Source organism: Xinfangfangia pollutisoli (genome assembly GCF_020179405.1).
Classification (GTDB): Bacteria; Pseudomonadota; Alphaproteobacteria; order Rhodobacterales; family Rhodobacteraceae; genus Pseudogemmobacter; species Pseudogemmobacter pollutisoli.
This window is the reverse complement of the sequence record NZ_JAICBZ010000064.1, coordinates 1-23070: the sequence shown is the minus strand read 5'-3', so window position 1 is coordinate 23070 and position 23070 is coordinate 1. Positions and strand designations below refer to the sequence as shown.

The 23070-nt window shown below is 67.9% G+C and carries 21 protein-coding genes and 1 pseudogene; 15 read left to right on the top strand and 7 right to left on the bottom strand.

Features of this window, described 5'->3' with window-relative positions; translation table 11 throughout:
* The 15 genes from dxr to K1Y73_RS16140 all read left to right on the top strand — a co-directional run.
* Positions 1–981, top strand: a 981-nt coding sequence (gene dxr, locus K1Y73_RS16205; RefSeq protein ID WP_225029349.1) for a 1-deoxy-D-xylulose-5-phosphate reductoisomerase, incomplete at its 5' end; no start/stop codon positions are given.
* A gap of 2 nt (positions 982–983) precedes the next feature.
* The gene (rseP, locus tag K1Y73_RS16200) at positions 984–2309 is read left to right on the top strand and encodes an RIP metalloprotease RseP (protein WP_225029348.1); all 1326 of its coding nucleotides are present in this window, start codon (positions 984–986) and stop codon (positions 2307–2309) included.
* 108 nt (positions 2310–2417) lie between these two features.
* Positions 2418–2552, top strand: a complete 135-nt coding sequence (locus K1Y73_RS22045) for a hypothetical protein (protein ID WP_263626660.1) — start codon at positions 2418–2420, stop codon at positions 2550–2552.
* A gap of 242 nt (positions 2553–2794) precedes the next feature.
* Positions 2795–5152, top strand: coding sequence for an outer membrane protein assembly factor BamA (gene bamA / locus K1Y73_RS16195; protein ID WP_225029347.1), 2358 nt, complete (start codon positions 2795–2797; stop codon positions 5150–5152).
* A gap of 1 nt (position 5153) precedes the next feature.
* Positions 5154–5915 (top strand): OmpH family outer membrane protein, encoded by a 762-nt coding sequence (locus K1Y73_RS16190; protein ID WP_225029346.1) that lies wholly within the window; start codon positions 5154–5156, stop codon positions 5913–5915.
* 93 nt (positions 5916–6008) lie between these two features.
* Positions 6009–6470 (top strand): 3-hydroxyacyl-ACP dehydratase FabZ, encoded by a 462-nt coding sequence (gene fabZ, locus K1Y73_RS16185; RefSeq protein WP_225029345.1) that lies wholly within the window; start codon positions 6009–6011, stop codon positions 6468–6470.
* A 4-nt stretch (positions 6471–6474) separates the two neighbouring features.
* A complete protein-coding gene (gene lpxA / locus K1Y73_RS16180; protein WP_225029344.1) occupies positions 6475–7281 on the top strand; it encodes an acyl-ACP--UDP-N-acetylglucosamine O-acyltransferase in 807 nt (268 codons plus the stop codon).
* Positions 7278–8093: an LpxI family protein gene (locus tag K1Y73_RS16175; RefSeq protein WP_225029343.1), complete on the top strand. Its 816-nt coding sequence runs from the start codon at positions 7278–7280 to the stop codon at positions 8091–8093. Before lpxA ends, K1Y73_RS16175 begins: the two co-directional genes overlap by 4 nt.
* Positions 8094–8160: 67 nt before the next feature.
* On the top strand, positions 8161–9339 hold the full coding sequence (gene lpxB, locus K1Y73_RS16170) for a lipid-A-disaccharide synthase (protein WP_225029352.1): 1179 nt from the start codon (positions 8161–8163) through the stop codon (positions 9337–9339).
* A gap of 71 nt (positions 9340–9410) precedes the next feature.
* Complete coding sequence (gene xsc, locus K1Y73_RS16165) at positions 9411–11189, top strand: sulfoacetaldehyde acetyltransferase (RefSeq protein WP_225029342.1); 1779 nt, start codon at positions 9411–9413, stop codon at positions 11187–11189.
* 40 nt (positions 11190–11229) lie between these two features.
* A complete protein-coding gene (gene phnX, locus K1Y73_RS16160) occupies positions 11230–12033 on the top strand; it encodes a phosphonoacetaldehyde hydrolase (RefSeq protein ID WP_225029341.1) in 804 nt (267 codons plus the stop codon).
* Positions 12030–12776 (top strand): sulfite exporter TauE/SafE family protein, encoded by a 747-nt coding sequence (locus K1Y73_RS16155; RefSeq protein WP_225029340.1) that lies wholly within the window; start codon positions 12030–12032, stop codon positions 12774–12776. The genes phnX and K1Y73_RS16155 overlap by 4 nt, the downstream gene beginning before the upstream one ends.
* 144 nt (positions 12777–12920) lie before the next feature.
* Complete coding sequence (locus K1Y73_RS16150; RefSeq protein WP_225029339.1) at positions 12921–15734, top strand: molybdopterin-dependent oxidoreductase; 2814 nt, start codon at positions 12921–12923, stop codon at positions 15732–15734.
* A complete protein-coding gene (locus tag K1Y73_RS16145) occupies positions 15731–16471 on the top strand; it encodes a 4Fe-4S dicluster domain-containing protein (protein ID WP_225029338.1) in 741 nt (246 codons plus the stop codon). The genes K1Y73_RS16150 and K1Y73_RS16145 overlap by 4 nt, the downstream gene beginning before the upstream one ends.
* Positions 16471–17343, top strand: a complete 873-nt coding sequence (locus K1Y73_RS16140) for a dimethyl sulfoxide reductase anchor subunit family protein (RefSeq protein ID WP_225029337.1) — start codon at positions 16471–16473, stop codon at positions 17341–17343. The genes K1Y73_RS16145 and K1Y73_RS16140 overlap by 1 nt, the downstream gene beginning before the upstream one ends.
* A gap of 106 nt (positions 17344–17449) precedes the next feature.
* Here the strand turns inward: K1Y73_RS16140 and hypE are convergent, their stop codons facing one another.
* The 7 genes and pseudogenes from hypE to K1Y73_RS16105 form a co-directional block, all read right to left on the bottom strand.
* Positions 17450–18472, bottom strand: coding sequence for a hydrogenase expression/formation protein HypE (gene hypE / locus K1Y73_RS16135; protein ID WP_225029336.1), 1023 nt, complete (start codon positions 18470–18472; stop codon positions 17450–17452).
* Between the two features lie 53 nt (positions 18473–18525).
* Positions 18526–19662 (bottom strand): hydrogenase formation protein HypD, encoded by a 1137-nt coding sequence (gene hypD, locus K1Y73_RS16130; RefSeq protein WP_225029351.1) that lies wholly within the window; start codon positions 19660–19662, stop codon positions 18526–18528.
* Between the two features lie 11 nt (positions 19663–19673).
* Positions 19674–19955: a HypC/HybG/HupF family hydrogenase formation chaperone gene (locus K1Y73_RS16125; RefSeq protein WP_225029335.1), complete on the bottom strand. Its 282-nt coding sequence runs from the start codon at positions 19953–19955 to the stop codon at positions 19674–19676.
* A 2-nt stretch (positions 19956–19957) separates the two neighbouring features.
* Positions 19958–21442, bottom strand: a complete 1485-nt coding sequence (locus tag K1Y73_RS16120) for a sigma-54-dependent transcriptional regulator (RefSeq protein WP_225029334.1) — start codon at positions 21440–21442, stop codon at positions 19958–19960.
* Positions 21439–22485 carry a hydrogenase nickel incorporation protein HypB gene (gene hypB, locus K1Y73_RS16115; RefSeq protein WP_318248252.1) on the bottom strand — a complete coding sequence of 349 codons (1047 nt, stop codon included), beginning with the start codon at positions 22483–22485 and terminating at the stop codon, positions 21439–21441. The genes K1Y73_RS16120 and hypB overlap by 4 nt, the downstream gene beginning before the upstream one ends.
* Position 22486: 1 nt before the next feature.
* Entirely contained in the window at positions 22487–22828 is a 342-nt protein-coding gene (gene hypA / locus K1Y73_RS16110) for a hydrogenase maturation nickel metallochaperone HypA (RefSeq protein ID WP_225029333.1), read from the bottom strand.
* Positions 22821–23070 (bottom strand): annotated as a pseudogene (locus K1Y73_RS16105) (HupK protein); the annotation flags it as partial. The gene hypA and the pseudogene K1Y73_RS16105, both read right to left, overlap by 8 nt.

The window sequence follows — 23070 nt, the reverse complement described above, 5'->3', positions numbered from 1 at the left end:
GCGCTGGCGGGCAGCGGCATTGCCGCGGCGGCGGGGGCCGAGGCGATTGCCGAGGCGGCCGCGCGCCCCGCCGATTGGGTGATGAGCGCGATCGTCGGCACGGCCGGGCTGGTGCCGGGAATGGTGGCGCTGGAACAGGGCACGACGCTGGCCCTGGCCAACAAGGAAAGCCTGGTGACGGCGGGCCCGCTGCTGATGGCGCAGGCCGCCCGGCATGACGCGCGCATCCTGCCGGTCGACAGCGAGCATTCGGCGATCTTCCAGGCGCTGGCCGGCGAAAGGCTGGAGACGGTCGAGCGCATCATCCTGACCGCCAGCGGCGGCGCCTTGCGCGACTGGCCGCTGGAGCGGCTGGCCCAGGCCACGGTGGCCGAGGCGCTGGCCCATCCCAACTGGGCGATGGGGCAAAGGATCACCATCGATTCCGCCTCGATGTTCAACAAGGCGCTGGAAGTGATCGAGACGCGGGAATTCTTCGGCGTCGATCCGGCGCAGATCGAGGTGATCCTGCATCCCGAATCGATCATCCATTCGATGGTCGGCTTCCGCGATGGCGCGGTCATGGCGCATATGGGCGCGCCCGACATGCGCCATTCGATCGGCTATGCCCTGAACTGGCCCGAGCGTGCGGCGCTGCCGGTGGCGCGGCTTGATCTGGCGGCGCTGGGGCAACTGACCTTCCGCGCGCCCGATCCGGCCCGCTTCCCGGCGCTGCGCCTGGCGGCCGAGGTGATGCGGCTGCGCGGACTGGCGGGGGCGGCTTTCACCGCGGCCAAGGATGTGGCGCTGGATCATTTCCTTGCAGGCGGGCTGCGCTTCACCGATATGGCAGCGGTGGTCGAGGATGTGCTGAACCTGCTGTCCCGCGATCCGGCCCTGGGCCGGGCCGGGTTCGGGCTTGAGGATGTGCTGGCCATGGACGCGCTGGCGCGGCGCCGCGCGGATGAGGCCGCAGCGCGGCGACAGAAGGACGTGATCTAGCTATGGACATTCTGGGAATGCTGGGCGGCGGGGTCTGGTCGGCGATCTTCTTCGTCATCGCCCTGTCGATCATCGTGGCGATCCACGAATATGGCCATTACATCGTGGGCCGCTGGACCGGCATTCACGCCGAGGTCTTCTCGCTGGGCTTCGGGCCGGTGCTGTTCAGCCGGGTCGACCGGCGCGGCACGCGATGGCAGCTGGCCGCGATTCCCTTCGGCGGCTATGTGAAATTCCTGGGCGACAGCGACGCGGCCTCGGTGCGCGCCGATCCGGGCCTGGGGCTTTCGGCCGAGGAACGCCGCCACACCATGGCCGGCGCGCCGCTTTGGGCGCGCACGCTGACCGTGGCCGCGGGGCCGATGGCGAATTTCATCCTGACCTTCGTGGTGCTGTTCGGGCTGATCTGGGCCGTCGGCATCGCGCAGGACCAGCCCACCGTGGGCCGGCTGGTGCCGCTGCCGCAGACCCAGACCCTGCAGACCGGCGATGTGATCGTCGAGGTGAACGGCATCGCCACGCCCGACACGGCAAGCTTCGTCAAGGCGCTTGAGACGTTGCCGCGCACGCCCATGGTCTCGGTCAAGGTGCTGCGCGACGGGCAGGAACTGGCGCTGCAGACCCCGAACCTGCAACCGCCGGTCGTGTCGAGCGTGCAGGTCAAATCCGCCGCCGTCGATGCGGGGTTGCAGCCGGGCGACGTGATCCTGCGCGCCGGCGGGCGCGATCTGGTGAGTTTCACCGATCTTCAGGACGTCGTGTTCAACTCGGACGGCCAGCCGGTTCCGCTGACGGTCTGGCGCGCCGGCGAGACCTTCGATCTGACCCTGACCCCGCGGCGGCGCGATGTGCCCGCGGCCGATGGCGCGGGGTTCGAGACGAAATGGTTCCTGGGCCTCGGCTCGGGCCTGACCTTCGAGCCGCTGACCCGCAGCCCGGGCCTTGGGGAATCGCTGCAACTGGGCCTTCAGCAGATGGGCGAGATGGTGGTGACGACCTTCTCGGGGCTTTGGCACATGGTCGCGGGGCAGATCTCGGCCTGCAACATGTCGGGCGTCATCGGCATGGCCGAGGTGATGGGCGATGCCGCCAAGGCGGGCTGGCAGACCTTCGCCGGCATGCTGGCGGTGCTGTCGCTGGGGATCGGCATCCTGAACCTGTTCCCGATTCCGGTGCTGGATGGCGGGCATCTGGTCTTTTACGCCTATGAGGCGGTGACCGGCCGGCCGCCTTCGGACGGGGCGCTGCGGGTGCTGATGGCGGTGGGGCTGACGCTTCTGCTGTCGCTGATGGCCTTCGCGCTGCTGATGGACGTGACCTGTACCTGACAGTTTCACGCAATTCCCGTGGATTGGCCGGGGGACTGGCCATAAATGCGCCGCAATCGCCGCCTATCCGGGCGCGGTATCGAGGGGATGTATCAGGGGGTCATCGCCATGCATCTTGTCCAGCGCCGTTTCCCGGGTCTGTCGCTTCTGGTCTCGCTGAATGCGGACCGTCTGTTCTCGCTTGGTGCCATCGTGCTGGGGCTTTTGGGCGCCGCGCTGGTGGTACAGCTGACCTTCGGCTGAGCGGCCGCCTTTCCTGACAGGACGACTGGCGCTGTGCTGCGCGTGGAGCCATGACCTTGCGGCTTGACGCGCGCCTGCGCCTTGGCCTGCGCGAAGGCCTGCCGAGGGGGCAGGCATATGCCCGGGGCAGGGCGGGCCGACCACCAGATCTGCCAAAGTTATCCACAGCGACCGCAGCCTTTTGACAAGACTGGCCAATCCCGCTAGTCAATCCAGAAGGCAATTACAGGGCGGGATGAGGCATGGGCAGGACGACTGGAACTCGCGGGCGTGGCGCGACATCCCTGATCCGCCGCCCGGCCTTGACCAAAGCCGCCGCCGCTGCCGTTTTCCTTGGTGTTGCAGGGGTTTCCGCGCCGTATTTCAGCCCGGCGCTGGCGCAGAGCTTTGCCTTCACCAATGTGCGCGTCGAAGGCAATGAGCGTGTCGATGCCTCGACCATCCTGGCCTATGCCGGAATCGCCAAGGGCCAGCAGGTTTCCGCCGCCGCCCTGAACGACGCCTATCAGCGGATTTTCGCCTCTGGCCTGTTCCAGACCGTCGAGATCGTGCCCCAGGGGTCGACCCTGGTGATCAAGGTGCAGGAATATCCTTTCGTCAACGTGATCAGCTTTGAAGGCAACAAGCGGATCAAGGACGAGGAACTGGCCGCGGCGATCCAGTCGCAGACGCGCCGGGTCTTCAACCCGACCACCGCCGAATCCGACGCGGCGACCATTGCCGAAATCTACCGCATCCGCGGCCGCATCGCCGCCACGGTCGAGCCGAAGGTGATCAAGCGCGAGGGCAACCGCGTCGATCTGGTCTTCGAGATCGCCGAGGGCAAGGTCGTCGAAGTGGAACGGCTGTCCTTCGTGGGCAACCGCGCCTTCTCGGACCGGCGGCTGCGCCAGGTGCTGGAAACCAAGCAGGCGGGCTTCCTGCGCGCGCTGATCCAGCGCGACACGTTCGTCGCTGAACGGCTGGAAGTCGACAAGCAGGTGCTGACCGATTTCTACCGCTCGCGCGGCTATATCGACTTCCAGGTCCTGGATGCCTCGGCCGAAGTGTCGCGCGAACGCGACGCCAGCTTCATCACCTTCACCCTGCGCGAGGGCCTGCCCTATACGGTCGGCAAATACAGCACGATCTCGGAGGTCGAGGGGCTGGATCCGGCGGAATTCGCGGCGGTGCTGAAGATCAAGACCGGGCAGACCTATAACCCGGCCGTGATCGACAACAACATCGCGCGGATGGAGAATCTGGCCCTGAAGAAGGGGCTGAACTTCATCCGGGTCGAGCCGCGGATCACCCGGGACGACCGCAATCAGGCGGTGGATGTGCAATTCGCCATCGTGCGCGGCCAGCGCGTCTTCGTCGAGCGGATCGACATCGAGGGCAATGCGACCACGCTGGACGAAGTGGTGCGCCGCCAGTTCCGCACCGCCGAAGGCGACCCCTTCAACGCCCGCGAAATCCGCCAATCGGCCGAGCGCATCCGCGCCTTGGGCTTCTTCTCGGATGCGCAGGTCAATGCCGAACAGGGCAACAGCCCCGATCAGGTCGTGGTCAATGTCGACGTGACCGAAAAGCCCACCGGCTCGTTGGGCTTCGGGCTCAGCTATTCGGTCTCCAGCGGCACGGGGGTCAATCTCAGCTTCTCGGAATCGAACTTCCTGGGCCGCGGCCAGGCGATTGCCGCCGCGATCACCTCGGGCGCCGACAATCAGGATTCCTCCTTCAGCTTCACCGAACCGGCGCTGCTGGGCCGCGATCTGAGCTTTACGGTTGCCGGGAACTACACCACCTCGGACAACGACAATGCGCTGTATTCGACCCGCGATGCCGGGCTGAGCTTCGGTGTGGGCTTCCCGCTGACCGAAGAATCCAGCCTGCGGGTGCGCTACCGCCTGTCGGACCGCCGGCTGTACAAATACAGCGGTGACTCGCCGATCATCATCCGCGAAACCCAGCAGGGTCAGGACGGCGCGCTGCTGACCAGCGCCCTGGGCGCGACCTATGAATTCGACAATCGCATCACCGGCTTGAACCCCGATTCCAGCCTGTTGCTGCGCTTCGGTCTGGAAATGGGCGGTCTGGGCGGCGATACCGAATTCCTGACCGCGACCGCACTGGCCGTGGCCGAGAAGAAGGTCTTCAACGAGGAAATGACCGTTCGGGCGATCTTCGAAGGCGGGATGATCCATGCCTTCGGCGATGAAGGCACCCGGGTCACCGACCGGTTCTTCGGGCGCGGCAAGATCCGTGGCTTCGAGCCGAACGGGATCGGCCCGCGTGACGGCACCGATCAGGAAGACGCGCTCGGCGGCAACATGTTCGCGGTCGCGCGCTTCGAGGCGGATTTCCCGCTGGGCCTGCCCGAGGAATACGGCATCACCGGCGGCATGTTCGCCGATATCGGCTCGGTCTGGAGCCTGGATGACACGGCGGGCCTGGCGGGCACGGTCGATGACAGCTTCAACCCGCGGGTCTCGGTCGGTCTGTCCTTCCTGTGGGAAACCCCGATCGGGCCGCTGCGCTTCAACTTTGCCAAGGCGCTGGTCAAGGAAGATTACGACAAGGACCAGTTCTTCGACCTGAGCATCGCGACGAAGTTCTAGGATGACCGGGCGCGGCCAGTGGCGGATGGGGCAGGGGGGCATGGCCGCCCTGCTGCTGCTGGGCGGGCTGGCGCTGCCGCTGGCCGCCCAGGAGGCGCCGGCGGCCCCGGATCCCGCGACGCCGGCCGAACCTTCGCCCGCCACGCCGCCCGAGGAGCGCCAGGTCACGATGCTGCCGTCGCCGCTGGTGACGCTGGATCAGGACCGCTTCTTCAAGGACTCGCTCTATGGCAAGGCGGCGCTCGCGCGGGCCGAGGCCGATGCCAATGCCCTTTCGGCCGAGAATCGCAAGCTGGAAGCCGCCCTTGAGGCGGAAGAGAAAGACCTGACCGAACGCCGCGCCACGCTGAAGCCCGAAGCCTTCGCGCCGCTGGCCGCGGCTTTCGATGCCAAGGTCGAGGCGATCCGCACCGCGCAGGAAGCCAAGTCGCGTTCGATCACCCGCCGCCTTGAAGATGAGCGGCACGCCTTTTTCGAGGCCGCGGTGCCGGTTCTGGGCGATCTGCTGCGGGACACGGGCGCGGTGGCGATTCTGGCTGACAATGCGATCATCCTGTCGCTTTCGGCGGTGGACATGACCGATGAGGCGGTGGCGCGGATCGACAAGGTCCTGACCGATCTGCCGCCTGATCCGCCCGGCGACGCGCCCTCGGCCCCGGCAGAGCCGGCCGCGCCCGGGCCTGCGGTGCCGGATGCGCCACAAGACGGCACGGCGCCCGGCCCGCTGCTGCCCGCGCCCGAGGCGCCCGCACCAAAGCCCTGATCTGCAACCTGCGAAGGGCGCAGGGGAACTTGCTCCGCCGGGATCAAGTTGATAGCAGGATCGCAACCCAAGAAGCCAAGGAGGACGGGCCCAGTGGATGCCAGCGCTGTGACGACCGCCGATCTCGACCTGATTCAGCGGATCATTCCCCATCGCTATCCCTTCCTGCTGATCGACAAGGTCAAGGATGTGGTGCTGAACGAAAGCTGCGTCGGGGTGAAATGCATCACCTTCAACGAGCCGCAGTTCCAGGGCCATTTCCCGGGGATGCCGATCTTTCCCGGCGTGATGATCATCGAGGCGATGGCCCAGACCTCGGGCGTGCTGGTCGGCCTGTCGATGGATCTGGTCGACAAGAATGCCAAAGTCTTCTTCATGGGCGTCGACGGGGTGAAATTCCGCCGCAAGGTGGTGCCGGGCGATGTGCTGGAATTGCATGTGAAGGCGCTGCGCGGTGGCGGGCGGGTGTGGAAGTTCGAAGGCCGGGCGATGGTCGAGGGAGAGCTGGCCTGCGAGGCCAGTTTCACCGCGATGTTCGACCTGCCCAAGGCCTGAGCCGATGCGCATCAACGGCACGGCCGTCATCCACCCCTCGGCCTTCGTCGAGGAAGGCGCCACGATCGGCCCCGATTGCATGGTGGGCCCCTTCGCCTATATCGGCGCCGAGGTGACGCTGGGGCGGGCGGTGACGATCAAAAGCCATGCCGTGGTGACCGGCTGGACCGAGATCGGCGACGAGACCACGATCTTTTCCTTCGCCACCGTGGGCGAGGTGCCGCAGGACCTGAAGTTCAAGGGCGAACGCACGCGGCTGGTCGTCGGCCAGCGCTGCCGCATCCGCGAGGGTGCCACGCTGAACACCGGCACCGAGGGCGGCGGCGGGGTGACACGGGTGGGCGACGATTGCCTGATCATGACCGGCGCCCATGTCGGCCATGACAGCCAGATCGGCGACCGGGTGATCCTGGTCAACCATGTCGCCATCGCCGGCCATTGCGTCATCGGCGACGATGTGATCGTGGGCGGCCTGTCGGGCGTGCATCAATGGGTGCGCATCGGCAAGGGCGCGATCATCGGCGCGGTCACCATGGTGGCGCAGGACGTGATTCCCTATGGTCTGGTGCAGGCGCCGCGGGGCGAATTGGACGGGCTGAACCTGGTGGGGCTGAAGCGGCGCGGGGTGGATCGCGCCGCGATCTCGGCGCTGCGCGCGGCCTATCACGATCTGGCCGAGGGCGAGGGCGCCTTCCAGGACCGGGCGCGCGCGCTGGCCGAGGCCACCGACAATCCGCTGGTGCGCGAGATCGCCGATTTCATCCTGGCCGACAGCGACCGCAGCTTCCTGACGCCCAAGGGCGGCAAGTGAGCCTGGCGCTGATCGCCGGTGCCGGGGCCTTGCCCGCGGCTCTGGTCGCGGCTCTGCCGCAGCGGCCCTTTGTGGCGGCGCTGGACGGCTTTGCGCCGGAAGGGCTGACCCCGGATCTGAGCTTTCGGATCGAGCGGCTTTATCCGTTCTTCAACGCCTTGCAGGACGCAGGCGTGACGCAGGTTGCCTTTGCCGGCGCGGTGCGGCGGCCGCGGCTGGACCCGGCGCTGTTCGATCCGGCCACCGCGCAGATCGTGCCGCGGCTGATGCAGTCGCTGGCGCAGGGCGATGATGCGACTCTGCGCGAGGTGATCGCGCTGTTCGAGGAAGAAGGCTTCCAGATCACCGGCGCGGCCGAGATCGCGCCGGCCCTGGTGCCGGGCGAGGGGCTGCTGGCCGGCGCGCTGACCGCGCGCGACCAGGCCGATGCCACCCGCGCCGCCGCGATTGTCGAGGCTTTGGGCCGGGTCGATGTGGGCCAGGGCTGCGTGGTGCGGCAGGGGATCTGCCTTGCGGCCGAAACCATCGCCGGCACCGATGCGATGCTGGCCCAGGTCGCGGCCCTGCCCGAGGCGCTGCTGCCGCCGGCGCAGGCCGGACGCGGGCTGTTGTACAAGGCGCCGAAACCCTTGCAGGACCGCCGCATCGACCTGCCAGCCCTTGGCCCGGCTTCGGTGGCCGCGGCGGCGCGGGCGGGGCTGGGCGGCATCGCCTGGGAAGCGGGCGGGGTGATCTGCCTTGACCTGCCCGCGATGCGGGCCGCGGCGGAAGAAGTCGGCCTGTTCCTCTGGGCGCGGGGCCGCAGCGGATGAGGGCGCGGGTGGCGCCCTTGTCGGACAGGCCCTGTCGGCTCTGGGGCGCCGCATGACCGCCGCGCCGCTGACCCTGTTCCTGATCGCGGGCGAGCCTTCGGGCGACCGGCTGGGGGCTGCGCTGATGGCGGGGCTGAAGGCGCTGGTGCCCGGTGTGGTCTTCCGCGGCATCGGCGGGCCGGCGATGCAGGCCGAGGGGATGGACAGTCTTTTCCCGATGGAAGAGCTGTCGGTGATGGGCATCGCCGAGATCCTGCCCAAGTATGTCCACCTGAAACGCCGGATCCGCGAAGCGGCCGCGGCGGCGATTGCCGCGGCGCCGGCGGCGCTGATCACCATCGATTCGCCGGATTTCTGCCTGCGCGTCGCGCGGCTGGTGAAAGAGGCGGCGCCGGGTCTGACCACGGTGCATTACGTCGCGCCCTCGGTCTGGGCCTGGCGGCCGGGGCGGGCGGCGAAAATGGCGCGGGTCATCGACCATGTGCTGGCGCTTCTGCCCTTCGAGCCCCCCTATATGACCGCCGCGGGCATGAGCTGCGATTTCGTCGGCCATCCGGTCGCGGCCGAGCCGCAGGCCAGCCCGATCGAGGCGCAGACCTTCCGCGCCGCGCATGACATTCCGCCCGAGGCGCCGCTGATTCTGGCGCTGCCCGGCTCGCGCCGGTCCGAGATCGGCCGGCTGATCGCGCCTTTCGGCGAGACGCTGACCCTGGTGGCGCGGCGCTATCCCGATCTGCGGGTGGTGCTGCCGACGCCGCGCCATCTGGCTGCCGAAGTCACCGCCGCCTGCCGCGACTGGCCCGGCCATCCGGTGGTGCTGACCGCGCCCGATCTGGGCACAAGGATCGCGGCCTTCGCCGCGGCGGATGCGGCGCTGGCGGCCTCGGGCACGGTCAGCCTGGAACTGGCCGCCCAGGGCTGTCCGATGGTGATTGCCTATGACATGGCGCCGATCACCCTGTGGCTGATGCGGCGCCTGGTGCGCGTCGATACGGTGACGCTGGTCAATCTGGTCTCCGAGACGCGGACCGTGCCGGAATTCATCGGCCGCGACTGCACCGCGTCGAAGATCGCGCCGGCCTTGATGGCGCTTCTGGCCGAGGGCCCGGGCCCGCAGGCCGAGGCGATGCGCCTGACCATGCAGCGGCTGGGCCGGGGCGGCGAGCCGCCCGGGCTGCGGGCGGCGCGCTCGGTGCTGGCGGCCCTGGCGCGGCGCGGAACGACTGGCGCTATTGCGGCGGATTGACTGGCCCTAAGGCCCGGCCCGGCGCAGCGCTAGAACCATCGGGCAAAGCCCAGCGTCGGAGGAGAAGCGCCGTGAAGATGACCACCGAGGAAGCCTTCATCAAGGTCTTGCAGATGCATGGGATCGAGCATGCCTTCGGCATCATCGGCTCGGCCTTCATGCCGATCTCGGATCTGTTCCCGAAGGCCGGCATCAGCTTCTGGGACTGTGCGCATGAAGGCTCGGGCGGGATGATGGCCGATGGCTACACCCGCGCCTCGGGCAAGATGTCGATGATGATCGCGCAGAACGGGCCGGGCATCACCAATTTCGTGACCGCGGTGAAGACCGCCTATTGGAACCACTCGCCGCTGCTGCTGGTCACGCCGCAGGCCGCGAACAAGACCATCGGCCAGGGCGGCTTCCAGGAAGTCGAACAGATGGCGCTGTTCAAGGATATGGTCGCCTATCAGGAAGAGGTGCGCGATCCCAGCCGCATCGCCGAAGTGCTGAACCGGGTGATCATCAATGCCCGCCGCGCCTCGGCCCCGGCGCAGATCAACCTGCCGCGCGACATGTTCACGCAAGTGATCGACATCGAGCTGCCGCGGATCGTGGAATTCGAGCGCCCGGCAGGCGGCAATGATGCGCTGGACGAGGCGGCCGACCTGCTGTCTTCGGCGAAGTTCCCGGTGATCCTGAACGGCGCCGGCGTGGTGCTGTCGGGCGCGATCCCGGCCGCGATGCGGCTGGCCGAACGGCTGGAGGCGCCGGTCTGCGTGGGCTACCAGCACAATGACGCCTTCCCCGGCTCGCATCCGCTGTTTGCGGGGCCCTTGGGCTATAACGGCTCGAAAGCGGCGATGGAGCTGATCGCCCAGGCCGATGTGGTGCTGGCCCTGGGCACGCGGCTGAACCCGTTCTCGACCCTGCCGGGCTATGGGATCGACTATTGGCCGAAAGCGGCCGAGGTGATTCAGGTCGACATCAATCCGTCCCGCATCGGCCTGACCAAGAAGGTTGCGGTCGGGATCGTGGGCGACGCGCGCAAGGTGGCCGAGGCGCTGTATGCGCGGCTGTCGCTGACGGCGGGCGATGATGGCCGCGCCGCGCGCCGGGCGCTGATCTCGACGACGAAAAGCCGCTGGGCGCAGGAACTGTCGTCGATGGATCACGAACAGGACGATCCGGGCACCAGCTGGAACGAACGCGCCCGCGCGGCCAAGCCCGACTGGATGTCGCCCCGCATGGCCTGGCGCGCGATCACCAGCGTTCTGCCGAAAGAGGCGATCATCTCGTCCGACATCGGCAACAATTGCGCCATCGGCAATGCCTATCCGACCTTCGAGAAGGGCCGGAAATACCTGGCGCCCGGCCTGTTCGGCCCCTGCGGCTATGGGCTGCCCTCGATCGTCGGCGCCAAGATCGCCTGCCCGGATGTGCCGGTTGTCGGTTTTTCCGGCGACGGCGCTTTCGGCATCGCGGTGACGGAACTGACCGCCATCGGCCGGCCGGAATGGCCGGCGATCACCCAGATCGTGTTCCGCAACTACCAGTGGGGCGCCGAAAAGCGCAACTCGACCCTGTGGTATGACGACAATTTCGTCGGAACCGAGTTGGACACCCGCGTCTCCTATGCCGGGATCGCGCGGGCCTGCGGGCTGCGGGGCGTGGTCGCGCGGACGATGGACGAATTGCGCGATGCGCTGGCGCAGGCGCTGGAGGATCAGATGAAGCATGGCAAGACCACGCTGATCGAGGCGCTGATCAATCAGGAACTGGGCGAGCCCTTCCGGCGCGATGCGATGAAGAAGCCGGTCGCGGTTGCGGGGATCTCGGCGGCCGACATGCGCAAGCAGGCAGGCGCATGACGCCGCGCGGCGCGCCCCGCGCCCTGGGCGGAGGCGCGTCATGGCGCATCTGAAGGCGGCCGTCCTTGACTGGGCGGGCACGGTGATCGACCACGGCTCGCGCGCGCCGGTCGATGGCTTCGTGCAGGCTTTTGCCGGCTTCGGGGTCGCGATCTCGGCGGCCGAGGCGCGCGGCCCCATGGGCCTGGCCAAGCACGACCATATCCGGGCGCTGCTGGCCCAGCCCCGGATCGCCGCCGCCTGGGAAACGGCGCAGGGTGCGGCGCCGGATGATGCCGCCATCGACCGGATCCACGCGGCGTTCCTGCCGATGGCGGCCGATGCCGTCGCCGCCCGCTGCCAGATGATCCAGGGCGCGGTGCCGGCGATTGAACGGCTGCGGATGCGCGGGCTGAAGATCGGCGCGACCACCGGCTACAGCCGCGAGATCATGGCCCGCCTGCTGCCCGAAGCCGCCCGGCAGGGCTATGTGCCCGATGCGCTGGTCTGCGCCGGCGATCTGGCGACCGGGCGGCCCGCGCCGCTGATGATGTATCGCTGCTTTGTCGAACTGGGCGTCTGGCCCGCCCATGCGGTGGTGAAGGTCGACGATACCGAGGCGGGCCTTGCCGAGGGGCTGGCAGCCGGCAGCTGGACGGTGGGCGTGGCGCTGACCGGCAATGAATTCGGCCTGTCGCCCGAGGAAACCGCGGCGCTGGCGCCCGAGGCGCATGCCCGGCTGCGCGCCCGCGCGGTGGGCCGACTGGTGGCGGCGGGGGCGCATTATGTGATTGATTCGATTGCCGAGATCGACCCGGTGATCGACGCGATCGAAGGCCGGCTGGCGCGCGGAGAACGGCCATGACCCTGCCTTTCGACATGGGGCTTGGCGCGGCGCTGTGGATGGCGCTGGCGGTTCTGGGTGCGGGCTTCATCCGCGGCTATTCGGGCTTCGGCTTTTCCGCCATCGTCATCGCCGCCTCGGGCGTGGTGATGAACCCGCTGAATTTCGTCGCGGTGGTGGTGATTCTGGAAACCGTCATGTCGCTGCAGGCCTGGCGCGGCGCGGGCCCCGCGGTGGACTGGCGCCGGGTCTGGCTTTTGCTGGCAGGCGCGGCGGTCGGGTTGCCCTTGGGCCTTTGGGCGCTGACCGGGATTTCCGAGCCCGCGGCCAAGGCGGTGATCTCGGGCTATATCCTGGTGATGTGCGCGGTGCTGCTGGCGGGATGGAAGCTGTCGGCCGAATTGCGGGGCAAGTCCAACCTGCTGGCGGGCCTGGTCTCGGGCCTGGCCAATGCGCCGGGCATGGGCGGCCTGCCGGTTGCCGCCTTCTTCGCCGCCCAGCCGATGCGGGCTTCGGTCTTCCGCGCCACGCTGATCGCCTATTTCCCGCTGTTGGACCTGTACTCGGCGCCCCTGTATTTCTGGGCCGGGCTGGTGTCGTGGGACACGATCTGGGCCGCGCTCTGGACCTTGCCGCTGACGCTGTTGGGCAATTTTCTGGGCGGGCGGCATTTCTTCGCCGCCGACCCGAAAGAGTTCCGCCGCTTTGCCATCCTGCTGTTGGCGGGGCTTGCGGCGCTGGGTCTGGGCCGCGCGCTGATCTGAGACGTCGTTCGCCGCTGTGGCCCCGGGCAGGAAAGATATCCTCCTGAATGTTCCGAAAGAGGAAGGTTCATCCTCTTGCGGCTTCAGGGGCGGAACGGCAGAGTGCGGCCGAAGCAAGCGAGGCGCGCGCCAGAGGGGGCAGGAATGACGGCAGAGCCGCATGTGGTGACCAGTGCCCCGATTTCGGACGAGATCCGCAGGACCACCTGCTACATGTGCGCCTGCCGCTGCGGGATCAATGTGCATCTGACCGAGGGCCGCGTCACCTATATCGAGGGCAACCGCGACCACCCGATCAACAAGGGCGTCCTTTGTGCCAAGGGCGCATCCGGGATCATGCAGGTCACCGCGCCCTCGCGGCTGCGCGCGCCCCTGCGGCGGGTCGGGCCGCGCGGCTCGGGCGCGTTCGAGGAGATCAGCTGGGACGAGGCGCTGGAAACCGCCACCGCCTGGATGAAGCCGCTGCGCGAGACGGCGCCGGAGAAGCTGGCCTTCTTCACCGGCCGCGACCAAAGCCAAAGCCTGACCGGCTGGTGGGCCCAGGCCTATGGCACGCCGAATTACGCCGCCCATGGCGGCTTCTGTTCGGTGAACATGGCGGCGGGCGGCATCTACACCATCGGCGGCGCGTTCTGGGAATTCGGACAGCCCGACTGGGACCGCACGGAATTGTTCGTGATGTTCGGCGTGGCCGAGGATCACGACAGCAATCCGATCAAGATCGGCATCGGCAAGCTGAAGGACCGCGGCGTACGGGTGATCTCGGTCAATCCGATCCGCACCGGCTATTCGGCGGTGGCCGATGACTGGTACGGGATCACGCCGGGCACCGACGGGCTGTTCATCCTGTCGCTGGTGCATTGCCTGCTGGAGGCCGGGAAGATCGACCTCGACTATCTGGCGCAATGGACCAATGCGCCCTTCCTGGTGAATGCGACGGACGGCCCCGAGAAGGGGCTGATCTTCAAGAATGCCGAAAGCCAGCCCTTCGTGATCGACCGGCGCACCGGGATGCCGGCGCCCTGGGATGGCAAGGGGGTGGCGCCGGATCTGGGCGCCGCGTTGCTGGGTCATCGCACCGTTTTCCAGCATCTGGCCGAGGAATATCTGAAGCCCGATTACGCGCCCGAAGCGGTGGCCGATCGCTGCGGGATCGCGCCCTGGCGCATCCGCGCCCTGGCCGCCGAACTGGCGCAGGCGGCCTTTGACAAGGCCTTCGCGCTGCCGCGCCCTTGGGTGGATTTCCGCGGCAACCACCATGAGGTCATGCAGGGCCGCCCGGTCAGCTTCCACGCGATGCGCGGGATTTCCGCCCATTCCAACGGCTTCCAGACCGCCCGCGCCCTGCATCTGTTGCAGATCTTCCTCGGCAGCGTCGAGGCGCCGGGCGGCTACCGGCTGAAGCCGCCTTACCCCAAGCCCATCGAGGCGCATCCGACCCCGCATCACGTCTCGGTGCCGGGAAAACCGCTGTCGGGCCCGCATCTGGGTTATGTCCGATCGCCGGCGGACCTGTGCCTGAAGGAAGACGGCACGCCCGCCCGGATCGACAAGGCGTTTTCCTGGGAGGCGCCGCTGTCGGCCCATGGGCTGATGCATATGCTGATCCCGAACGCCCATGCGGGCGACCCTTACCGGATCGACACGCTGTTTCTCTACATGGCCAACATGGCCTGGAATTCCAGCATGAACTCGGCGCAGGTCATGCAAATGCTGACCGCGAAAGACGGCGAGGATTACGTGATCCCGCGGATCATCTATTCCGATGCCTATGCGTCCGAAATGGTGGCCTATGCCGATCTGATCCTGCCAGACACGACCTATCTGGAACGGCATGACTGCATCAGCCTGCTGGACCGGCCGATTTCCGAACCCGATGCGGCGGGCGATTCGATCCGCTGGCCGGTGGTGGAACCCGACCGCGAGGTGCGGGGCTTCCAGTCGGTTCTGCTGGATCTGGGCGCGCGGCTGGGCCTGCCCGGCATGGTCAACGAAGACGGCTCGCCGAAATTCCGCGATTATGCCGATTACATCGTGTCCCATCAGCGCAAGCCGGGTATCGGCCCGTTGATGGGCTTTCGCGGCACGGGCGAGGATCAGGGGCGGGGCGCCCCGAACCCCGACCAGATCGCCCGCTATATCGAGAATGGCGGCTTCTATCAGGCGCATGTGCCGGAAGGGGCGGCCTATATGAAGCCCTGGAATGCGGCCTATCAGGATTGGGCCGTGGGGCTGGGTCTGTATGACACGCCGCAGCCCTATCTGTTCTCGCTCTGGTCCGAACCGCTGCGCCGGTTCCAGCTGGCCGCCGAAGGCCATGGCCCCCGCCAGCCGCCCGAGCATCTGCGTGACCGGCTGCGCCAGGCGATGTCGCCCTATCCGGTCTGGTATGAGCCGGCGGGCGAAGCGGCGGGCGAGGGCTATCCGGTCCATGCCCTGACCCAGCGGCCGATGGACATGTATCACAGCTGGGGCAGCCAGAATGCCTGGCTGCGGCAGATCAAGGGGCGCAATGTCCTGTACCTGCCGACCGCGATCTGGGAAGGGCAGGGGTTTCAGCCCGGCGATTATGCGCGGGTGGAAAGCCCGACCGGCGCGATCACCGTGCCCGTCGCGCATATGGCGGCGCTGAACCCCCACACGGTCTGGACCTGGAACGCGATCGGCAAACGCAAGGGGGCCTGGGCGCTGGCGCCCGATGCGCCCGAGGCGGTGGAAGGATTCCTGTTGAACCATCTGATTTCCGAAGTGCTGCCGGGCCCGAATCGGGTGCCGAATTCCGACCCGGTCACCGGACAGGCGGCCTGGTTCGACCAGAAGGTGCGCCTCACCCGGGTCGGGCCCCGCGACGCGGCCGAGCCGCAATTTCCCGTCCTGCCCGATCCGCCGCGCGCCGGGGGTGGGCGGGGCGCGAATTTTCTGCGAAAATTCGGGCGCTTCGGGGGGCGGGGCGCATGACCACCTTGCCGCAAACCACCGGCAAGAAGCTGGGTCTGGTGATCGACCTTGACACCTGCGTCGGCTGTCAGGCCTGCGTCACCGCCTGCAAGGGCTGGAACGATCAGGATCAGGGAAGGGTAAAGGGCCTGTCGGATCAGGATCCCTATGGCGCCGCGCCCTCGGGCACGTTCCTGAACCGCGTCCATTCCTATCAGGTCACGCCCGAAACCGGCCCGGCCCAGATCGTGACCTTCCCGCGATCCTGTCTGCATTGCGAGGACGCGCCCTGCGTCACCGTCTGCCCGACCGGCGCCAGCTTCAAGCGGGCCGAGGACGGGATCGTGCTGGTGAACGAAGACGCCTGCATCGGCTGCGGCCTGTGCGCCTGGGCCTGCCCCTATGGCGCGCGCGAGATGGACGCGGCGCAGGGGGTGATGAAGAAATGCACGCTGTGCGTCGACCGGATCTACAATGACCACCTGCCCGAGGAAGACCGCGAACCCGCCTGTGTGCGCACCTGCCCGACCGGCGCGCGGCATTTCGGCGATTTCGCCGATCCGGACAGCGCGGTCAGCCGTCTGTCGGCAGACCGCGGCGGCTATGCGCTGATGCCGGATCTGAAGACCAAGCCCGTCAACCGCTATCTGCCGCCGCGCAAGAAGGGGGCGGCCCAGGCCGCGCCGCTGGCGCCGCTTCTGGAGATCAGGGCCAGCGGCTTTGCCGGATGGCTGGACCGGGTTCTGGGGAAGATCTGATGCATCCGGCACCTTCGGTCATTCTGTTCACCGTGCTGTCGGGGCTTGGCTTCGGCTTTCTGGCGCTGCTGGGACTGGGCGCGCTGCCGGTTTCCGGCTGGGGCGCCTTCACCTGCTGGGGCTTGGGCTATGCGCTGGCGGTGGCAGGGCTTTTGGCCTCGACCTTCCATCTCGGCCATCCCGAGCGCGCCTGGCGCGCCTTCAGCCAGTGGCGGTCAAGCTGGCTGTCGCGGGAAGGCGTCAGCGCGGTTCTGACGCTGCTGGTCCTGGCGCCGATGGCGCTGTCGGATTGGCTGGATCTGGGCTTCGGGCGCTGGATCGGGGTCCTGGGCGCGGGGCTCTGCGCGGTGACGGTGCTGTCCACCGCGATGATCTATACCCAGCTGCGCAGCGTGCCGCGCTGGAACCACTGGCTGACCCCGGTGACCTTCCTGTGCTTTGCCGCCACCGGGGCCGCGATCCTGGCCGTGCGGCTGCCCTGGGCCTATGGGCTTTGCGCGGTTCTGGCGCTGGTCTTGCTGGCGGGCTGGCGCGTCGGCGATGGCGCCTTCGCCCGGGCCGGGCAGACGATCGGCAGCGCGACCGGGCTGGACCGTCTGGGCCGGGCCGAGATTTTCGAGCCCGCCCATACCGCCGGCAATTACCTGCTGCGCGAGATGATCTATGTCGTCGGCCGCCGCCATGTGGCGAAGCTGCGGGTCATCGCGCTGGTCTTCGCCTGTATCCTGCCGGTTGCGCTTCTGGCGGCGCTGCCGGTGCATCTGGCATCGGTTCTGGCCACGGCCGCGCATCTTCTGGGCGCCTTTGCCGCGCGCTGGCTGTTCTTTGCCGAGGCCGAGCATGTGGTCGGGCTGTATTACGGCAAGCGGTAGCGGTCTTGGCCGGCCGCCGGAGGGTTTTGCACCCTCCGGACCTCCCGCAGGATATTTTTGCAGAGAGGAAGGCGGCAGGGCGGAAGACGGGGGCAGAAGATCGGGGTCAGCAGATCCGGGGCAGCTGTTCGCCGACCAGCATGTCGACGATGCGGCTGCCGCCAAAGGGGGTGCGCATGGTGACGCGGCCCGGCTCGCCCGGCTTTGCGCGGCCGATGATCACGGCGCCCGCGCCCTCGGGCCGGGCCCGCAGGGCGGCAAGGCAGGCCTCGGCCTGGGCCTCAGGGCAGAACAGCACCAGACGGCCTTCATTGGCCAGATAAAGCGGATCAAGGCCCAGGATCTCGCAGACGCCCTTCACCTCGTCGCGCAGAGGCAGCAGCGTCTCGTCGATTTCCACCGACAGGCCCGCTTCGCCCGCCATCTCGTTCAGCGCCGAGGCCAGGCCGCCCCGGGTGCAATCGCGCGCCGCCGTGATGCCGGGGGCGGCGGCCAGGGCCGCCTGCATCAGATGGCCAAGGGCGGCGCAATCCGATTGCAGATCGGTCGACAGCGCCAGGTCGCCGCGGGCGGCCAGGATTGCCGCACCATGATCGCCCAAGACCCCATTGACAATGACAAGATCGCCCGCCGCAATCTTTGCAGCGCCAAGATCGACGCCGGCCGGGATCACCCCGATGCCCGATGTGGTGATGAAGACGCCATCGCCCTTGCCGCGCTCCACGACCTTGGTGTCGCCGGTGACGATCCGCACCCCGGCGGCTTCGGCCTCGGCCGCCATCGAGGCGACGATGCGGCGCAGCAGGGCCACCTCGCAGCCTTCCTCGATGATGAAGGCGGCAGACAGCCACAGCGGCCGCGCCCCACCCACGGCCAGGTCGTTGACCGTACCGCAGACCGCGATCTTGCCGATGTCGCCGCCGGGGAATTCCAGCGGCGTCACGACGAAACTGTCGGTGGTGAAGGCCAGACGCGCGCCGGGTTCGCGCAGGGCCTGATCCATCAGCCGCGCCTGATCTTCGCTGCCCGGCGGCTGGAAGGTGCTGGTGAAGACCTCGTCGATCAGGTCGCGCATCGCGCGGCCGCCCCCGCCATGGGCCATCGTTACCCGCTGATCGCGCAGGGCCATGTCACTTCTCCGTACCGTGGTTCAGGGGCGCGAATTTTCGTCGAAAATTCGCATCACTCGGCCGCAACCCGCGCACCGGCATATTGCCAATAGGCCGCACAGGCGCCTTCGGACGACACCATCAGCGCGCCCAAAGGCATATCGGGCGTGCAGCCGCGGCCGAATTGCGGGCAGGCGGTGGGCTTGATCTTGCCGGTCATCACCGATCCGCAGGCGCAGCCTTCGGGCTCCGCCACCTGCCGCCGGCCGGTGGCATAGCCGATGCCGAATTTCTCTTCCGCATCGAAAGCCGCATAGGCCGGGCGGATCCGCAGCCCCGAGGCGTCGATTTCCCCCAGGCCCCGCCATTCGAAGCTGGGGCGGCGTTCATAGACATCGGCCATCGCGGCCAGACAGGCGGGGTTGCCATGTTCGGGCACCACGCGGGCGTACTGGTTTTCTACCCTCGCCTCGCCGGTCTCGATCTGGCGCAGCACCATCAACACCGATTGCAACAGGTCCAAGGGTTCGAACCCGGCCACCGCGATCGGCTTGCCGTAATCGGCGGCGATGAAATCGTAAGGGTGGATGCCGATCACCATCGAGACATGGCCGGGCCCGATGAAGCCATCAAGCAGCATGTCGGGGTCGTCGAGCAGCGCCTTGATCGGTTCGGGCACGGTGATGTGGTTGCAGAAAATGCTGAAATTCTTCAGCCCCTCGCGCGCGGCGGCCTGGATGGCGAAGGCGGTCGAGGGCGTGGTGGTTTCGAACCCCAGGCCGAAGAACACCACTTCGCGGTCGGGGTTCTTGCGCGCCAGCACCAGCGCATCCAGCGGCGAATAGACCATACGCACGTCTGCACCGGACGCCTTGGCCTGCATCAGGCTGCGCTTGGTGCCGGGCACGCGCATCGCGTCGCCGAAGGTGCAGAAGATCACCCCCGGCCGCTCGGCGATTTCCACGCATTCATCGACGCGGCTCATCGGCAGCACGCAGACCGGGCAGCCGGGGCCGTGGATGAATTCCACCCCCTCATGCACCAGCTTGTCCAGCCCGTAGCGGAAGATCGAATGGGTGTGGCCGCCGCAGATCTCCATGATGTGGATGGGTTTTTCCCGCGTGGCCCCCAGCCGGTCGCAAGAGGCCGCAATGGCCGACAACAGCCGCTGCGCGGCGGCGGGATCGCGGAAATCCGAGGTGAAGTTCATGGAGGCAGGGGTCATGCCAGGGCCCTTTCCGCGGCGGCCAATTGGTCCAGCGTTTCCTGCGCCTCGCCCAGATCGGCCAGGGCCTGCAGGGTTTTCGCCGCCTCATCGGCGTCGATGATCGCCATGGCGAAGCCGACATGGATCAGCGCCCATTGGCCGATCAGCGCCTCAAGCGGGCCGACCGCCACCGGCGCCAGCGACACTTCGCGCCGCACGCCCGAGATTTCGGCCATGCCCATCAGGCTGCCCGCGTCGGTGATGGCGATGATCTTGCCGGGAATTCCCAGACACATGGCTACTCCTCCTCTTCTTCCGCGGGCGCGCGGCCGGTTGGGTCGGCGATCCCGTATCGATCCAGTTTCGCCCGCAGGCCCACGCGTGACAGGCCCAGTTCCGCCGCGGCGCGGCTTTTGTTCCAGCGATGGCGGGTCAGCGTCTCGCGCAGGATGCGCATCTCGACCAGTTCGACCCGGTCTTTCAACGAGCCGTCGGCCATCAGCACATCGGCCGGTACCCGGTCGGCGCCGGCATCCGAGGGCGGGGCCTGCAGGATTGCCCGGCTGATCAGCTCGGCGCCCAGCATCGGGCCTTGCGCGAAGATCAGCATCCGCGTCACCTCGTTGCGCAATTCGCGCAGGTTGCCGGGCCAGTCCCAGCCTTCCAGAAATTCCAGCGCGGCGGGTTCGAACCCATGCGCGGTCTTGCCGTGCTGGCCGGCCAGTTCCATCAGGAAATGCTCGGCCAGGATCGCCACATCGCCGCGGCGTGCCCGCAGGGGCGGCAGGGCAAGCTCTCCGACCGCCAGGGCAAAGGCCAGATCGGGGCGGAAGCGGCCCTCGGCCACCAGACGGCCCAGGTCGCTTGCCGAGGCCGCGATCAGCCGCAGATTGGTGACCTGCACATCCTGGCCGCCGACCGGGGTGAAACTGCCCTCAGCGACCAGCCGGTTGACCGCAAGCTGCATGGAGGGCGACAGATGCTCGATCCCGCCCAGAAACAGCGTGCCGCGATCGGCCTTCTGCACCAGGCCGATCTTGTTGACCCCGCCGGGCAGGACGCCGCGCTTGGCGCCGAACAGTTCCACTGCCAGCAGATCGTCGGGCATGCCGGCCAGGTTCAGCGCATGAAACGGCCGGTCCGAGCGCAGAGATCCCAGATGCATGGCCCGGGCAAGGCGGGCCTTGCCGGTGCCCGGCTCGCCGGTCAGCAGGACGGGCACGTCGAAGGTCGACAGGATGCGGGCCTGTTCGATCACCGCATTCATCGGGCTTTGGCGCGAGCGCAGGATGGTTTCGAACCCCAGCCCTTCGCGCAGCGCCCGGCGCCGCTTGTCGAGCTTCGATTCCTGGGTTGACGCCAGAAGCCGCATCTCCAGCGCCATGCGTTCGTTTTCGCGCGCCAGCTGGAACAGGCGCACGGCGTTGCGGGCGGCCATCAGAAGCTGGTCGGGATGCCAGGGCTTGGTGATGAATTGGTGGATGCCGGCCTCGTTGATCGCCGAGGCCATGGCGGCGGGGTCGGTATAGCCGGTGATGATGATGCGCACGACCTCGGGCCAGCGGCTGCGCAGCTCGGTCAGGAAATCCACCCCGGTGCGGCCGGGCATGCGCTGGTCGCAGATCACCGCCTGGACCCAGTCTTCCTCCATCGCCTGCAGGGCGGCGGTGGCATCGGGGGCGGTCAGCACGTCGAATTCGTCTTCCAGCGCCATGCGCATGGATTGCAGCGAATGCGGCTCGTCATCGACCAGCAGCAGAACGGGGCGCGGCGGCGTGGTCATCGCGGCGCCCGCTTGTCGGCCAGCCGGCCGCGCAGCCAGTCAAGCCAGGGGCCCATGCCCTCGCCAGTGCGGGCCGAGAGGCGGAAGATGGTCAGGCCCGGATTGACCCGCAGAAGGTTGGCCTCATAGGCGTCAAGATCGGCATCGGTATGCGGGGCAAGGTCCAGCTTGTTCAGGATCGCCACCTGGGCCGCGGTGAACATGTCGGGGTATTTCAAGGGTTTGTCTTCGCCCTCGGTCACCGACAGGATCGCCACCTTGGCATCCTCGCCCAGATCGAAAGCAGCCGGGCAGACCAGATTGCCGACATTTTCGATGAACAGATAGCTCTGCGGCGCCGGCATCAGATCGTCGATCGCATGGCCGACCATCTGCGCGTCCAGATGGCAGCCCTTGCCGGTGTTGATCTGAATGGCCCGTGCGCCCGTATGGCGGATACGGTCGGCGTCGGCGCTGGTCTGCTGGTCGCCCTCGATCACCGCCAGCGGCGCATCGCCCAGGGCCTTGATCGTTTCGCACAGAAGCGTGGTCTTGCCCGAACCGGGCGAGGAGACCAGGTTCAAGGCCAGAACCTGCAGCGCCTTCAGCACCCGGCGGTTACCCTGGGCCAGCGCGTCATTCTTGGACAGGATCGAGGTTTCAACCTCGATCAGCCGGGCCTGCGACAGGCCGGGCACCGAAACCCCCGCGGCGCCGGTGCCGTAATGGTGGTGATCGGGGCCGTGGGCGTGGTCGCGCGCATGGTCGTGCCCATGGCCATGATCCTGCGCGTGGTGAGGATGCCCATGGTCCTGCGCGGGGGCGTGGCCCTGCGGATGCGCGTGGTCATGGGGGTGATCGTGGCCGGCATGGGAATGGCCGTGCCCGTGATCATGCGCATGATCATGCGCGTGGCCGTGGCCGTGCCCGTGCCCGTGATCGTGGCCGTGGCCGTGGCCCTGCGACGGGCCCTTGCCGGCATCGACATGTCCGAAGGGCAGGGGCTTTTCCTTCAGCGCGCCTTCAAAGCGCGGGGTATCGGCGCAGCCGCAAACCGTACACATGTCAGATCACCTCCATATCCTTGATCCGCATCTCGTCGCCGCCCTCGGGCAGCAGCTTCCCGGAGCCGCAAAGCGGGCAGGGAGCAAGGCGGTCGTCGATTTCCACCAGTTTCATGCAGTCGAAGCAGCGGGCGCGGCCCGGCAGGTCCAGCATTTCCAGCGCCGCGCCCTCGGCCGGGCTGCCGCGCATCACCACATCAAAGGCGAATTCCAGCGCCGGCTTTTCCACCCCGGCAAAGCGGCCGATCTCCAGCCGCAGGCTTTTCACCCGCGAAAAGCCATGTGCGCGGGCCTGCTCGATCACGATCTGGCGGATGCCTTCGGCAAGGCTCATCTCATGCATGGCCGGCCTCTTTCAGGGCGACGGGGATGCAGGGATCATGCAGCGCTAGGATCAGCGGCGCGAGCGAAGATTTCGCGGCCGGCAGGTTCGACAGGCTGGCAAGAAGCGCGCCACCCTGCGCCAGCATGTGATCGGTCGGCGTGGCGCGGGTGACGGCGGTCACCCGCCCGTCCAGCGTGGCCAGCCGCAGCGCATAGCTGCCGCGCGCCGCCGGCACCAGTGCCGTCAGCCGGCGCAGCTGC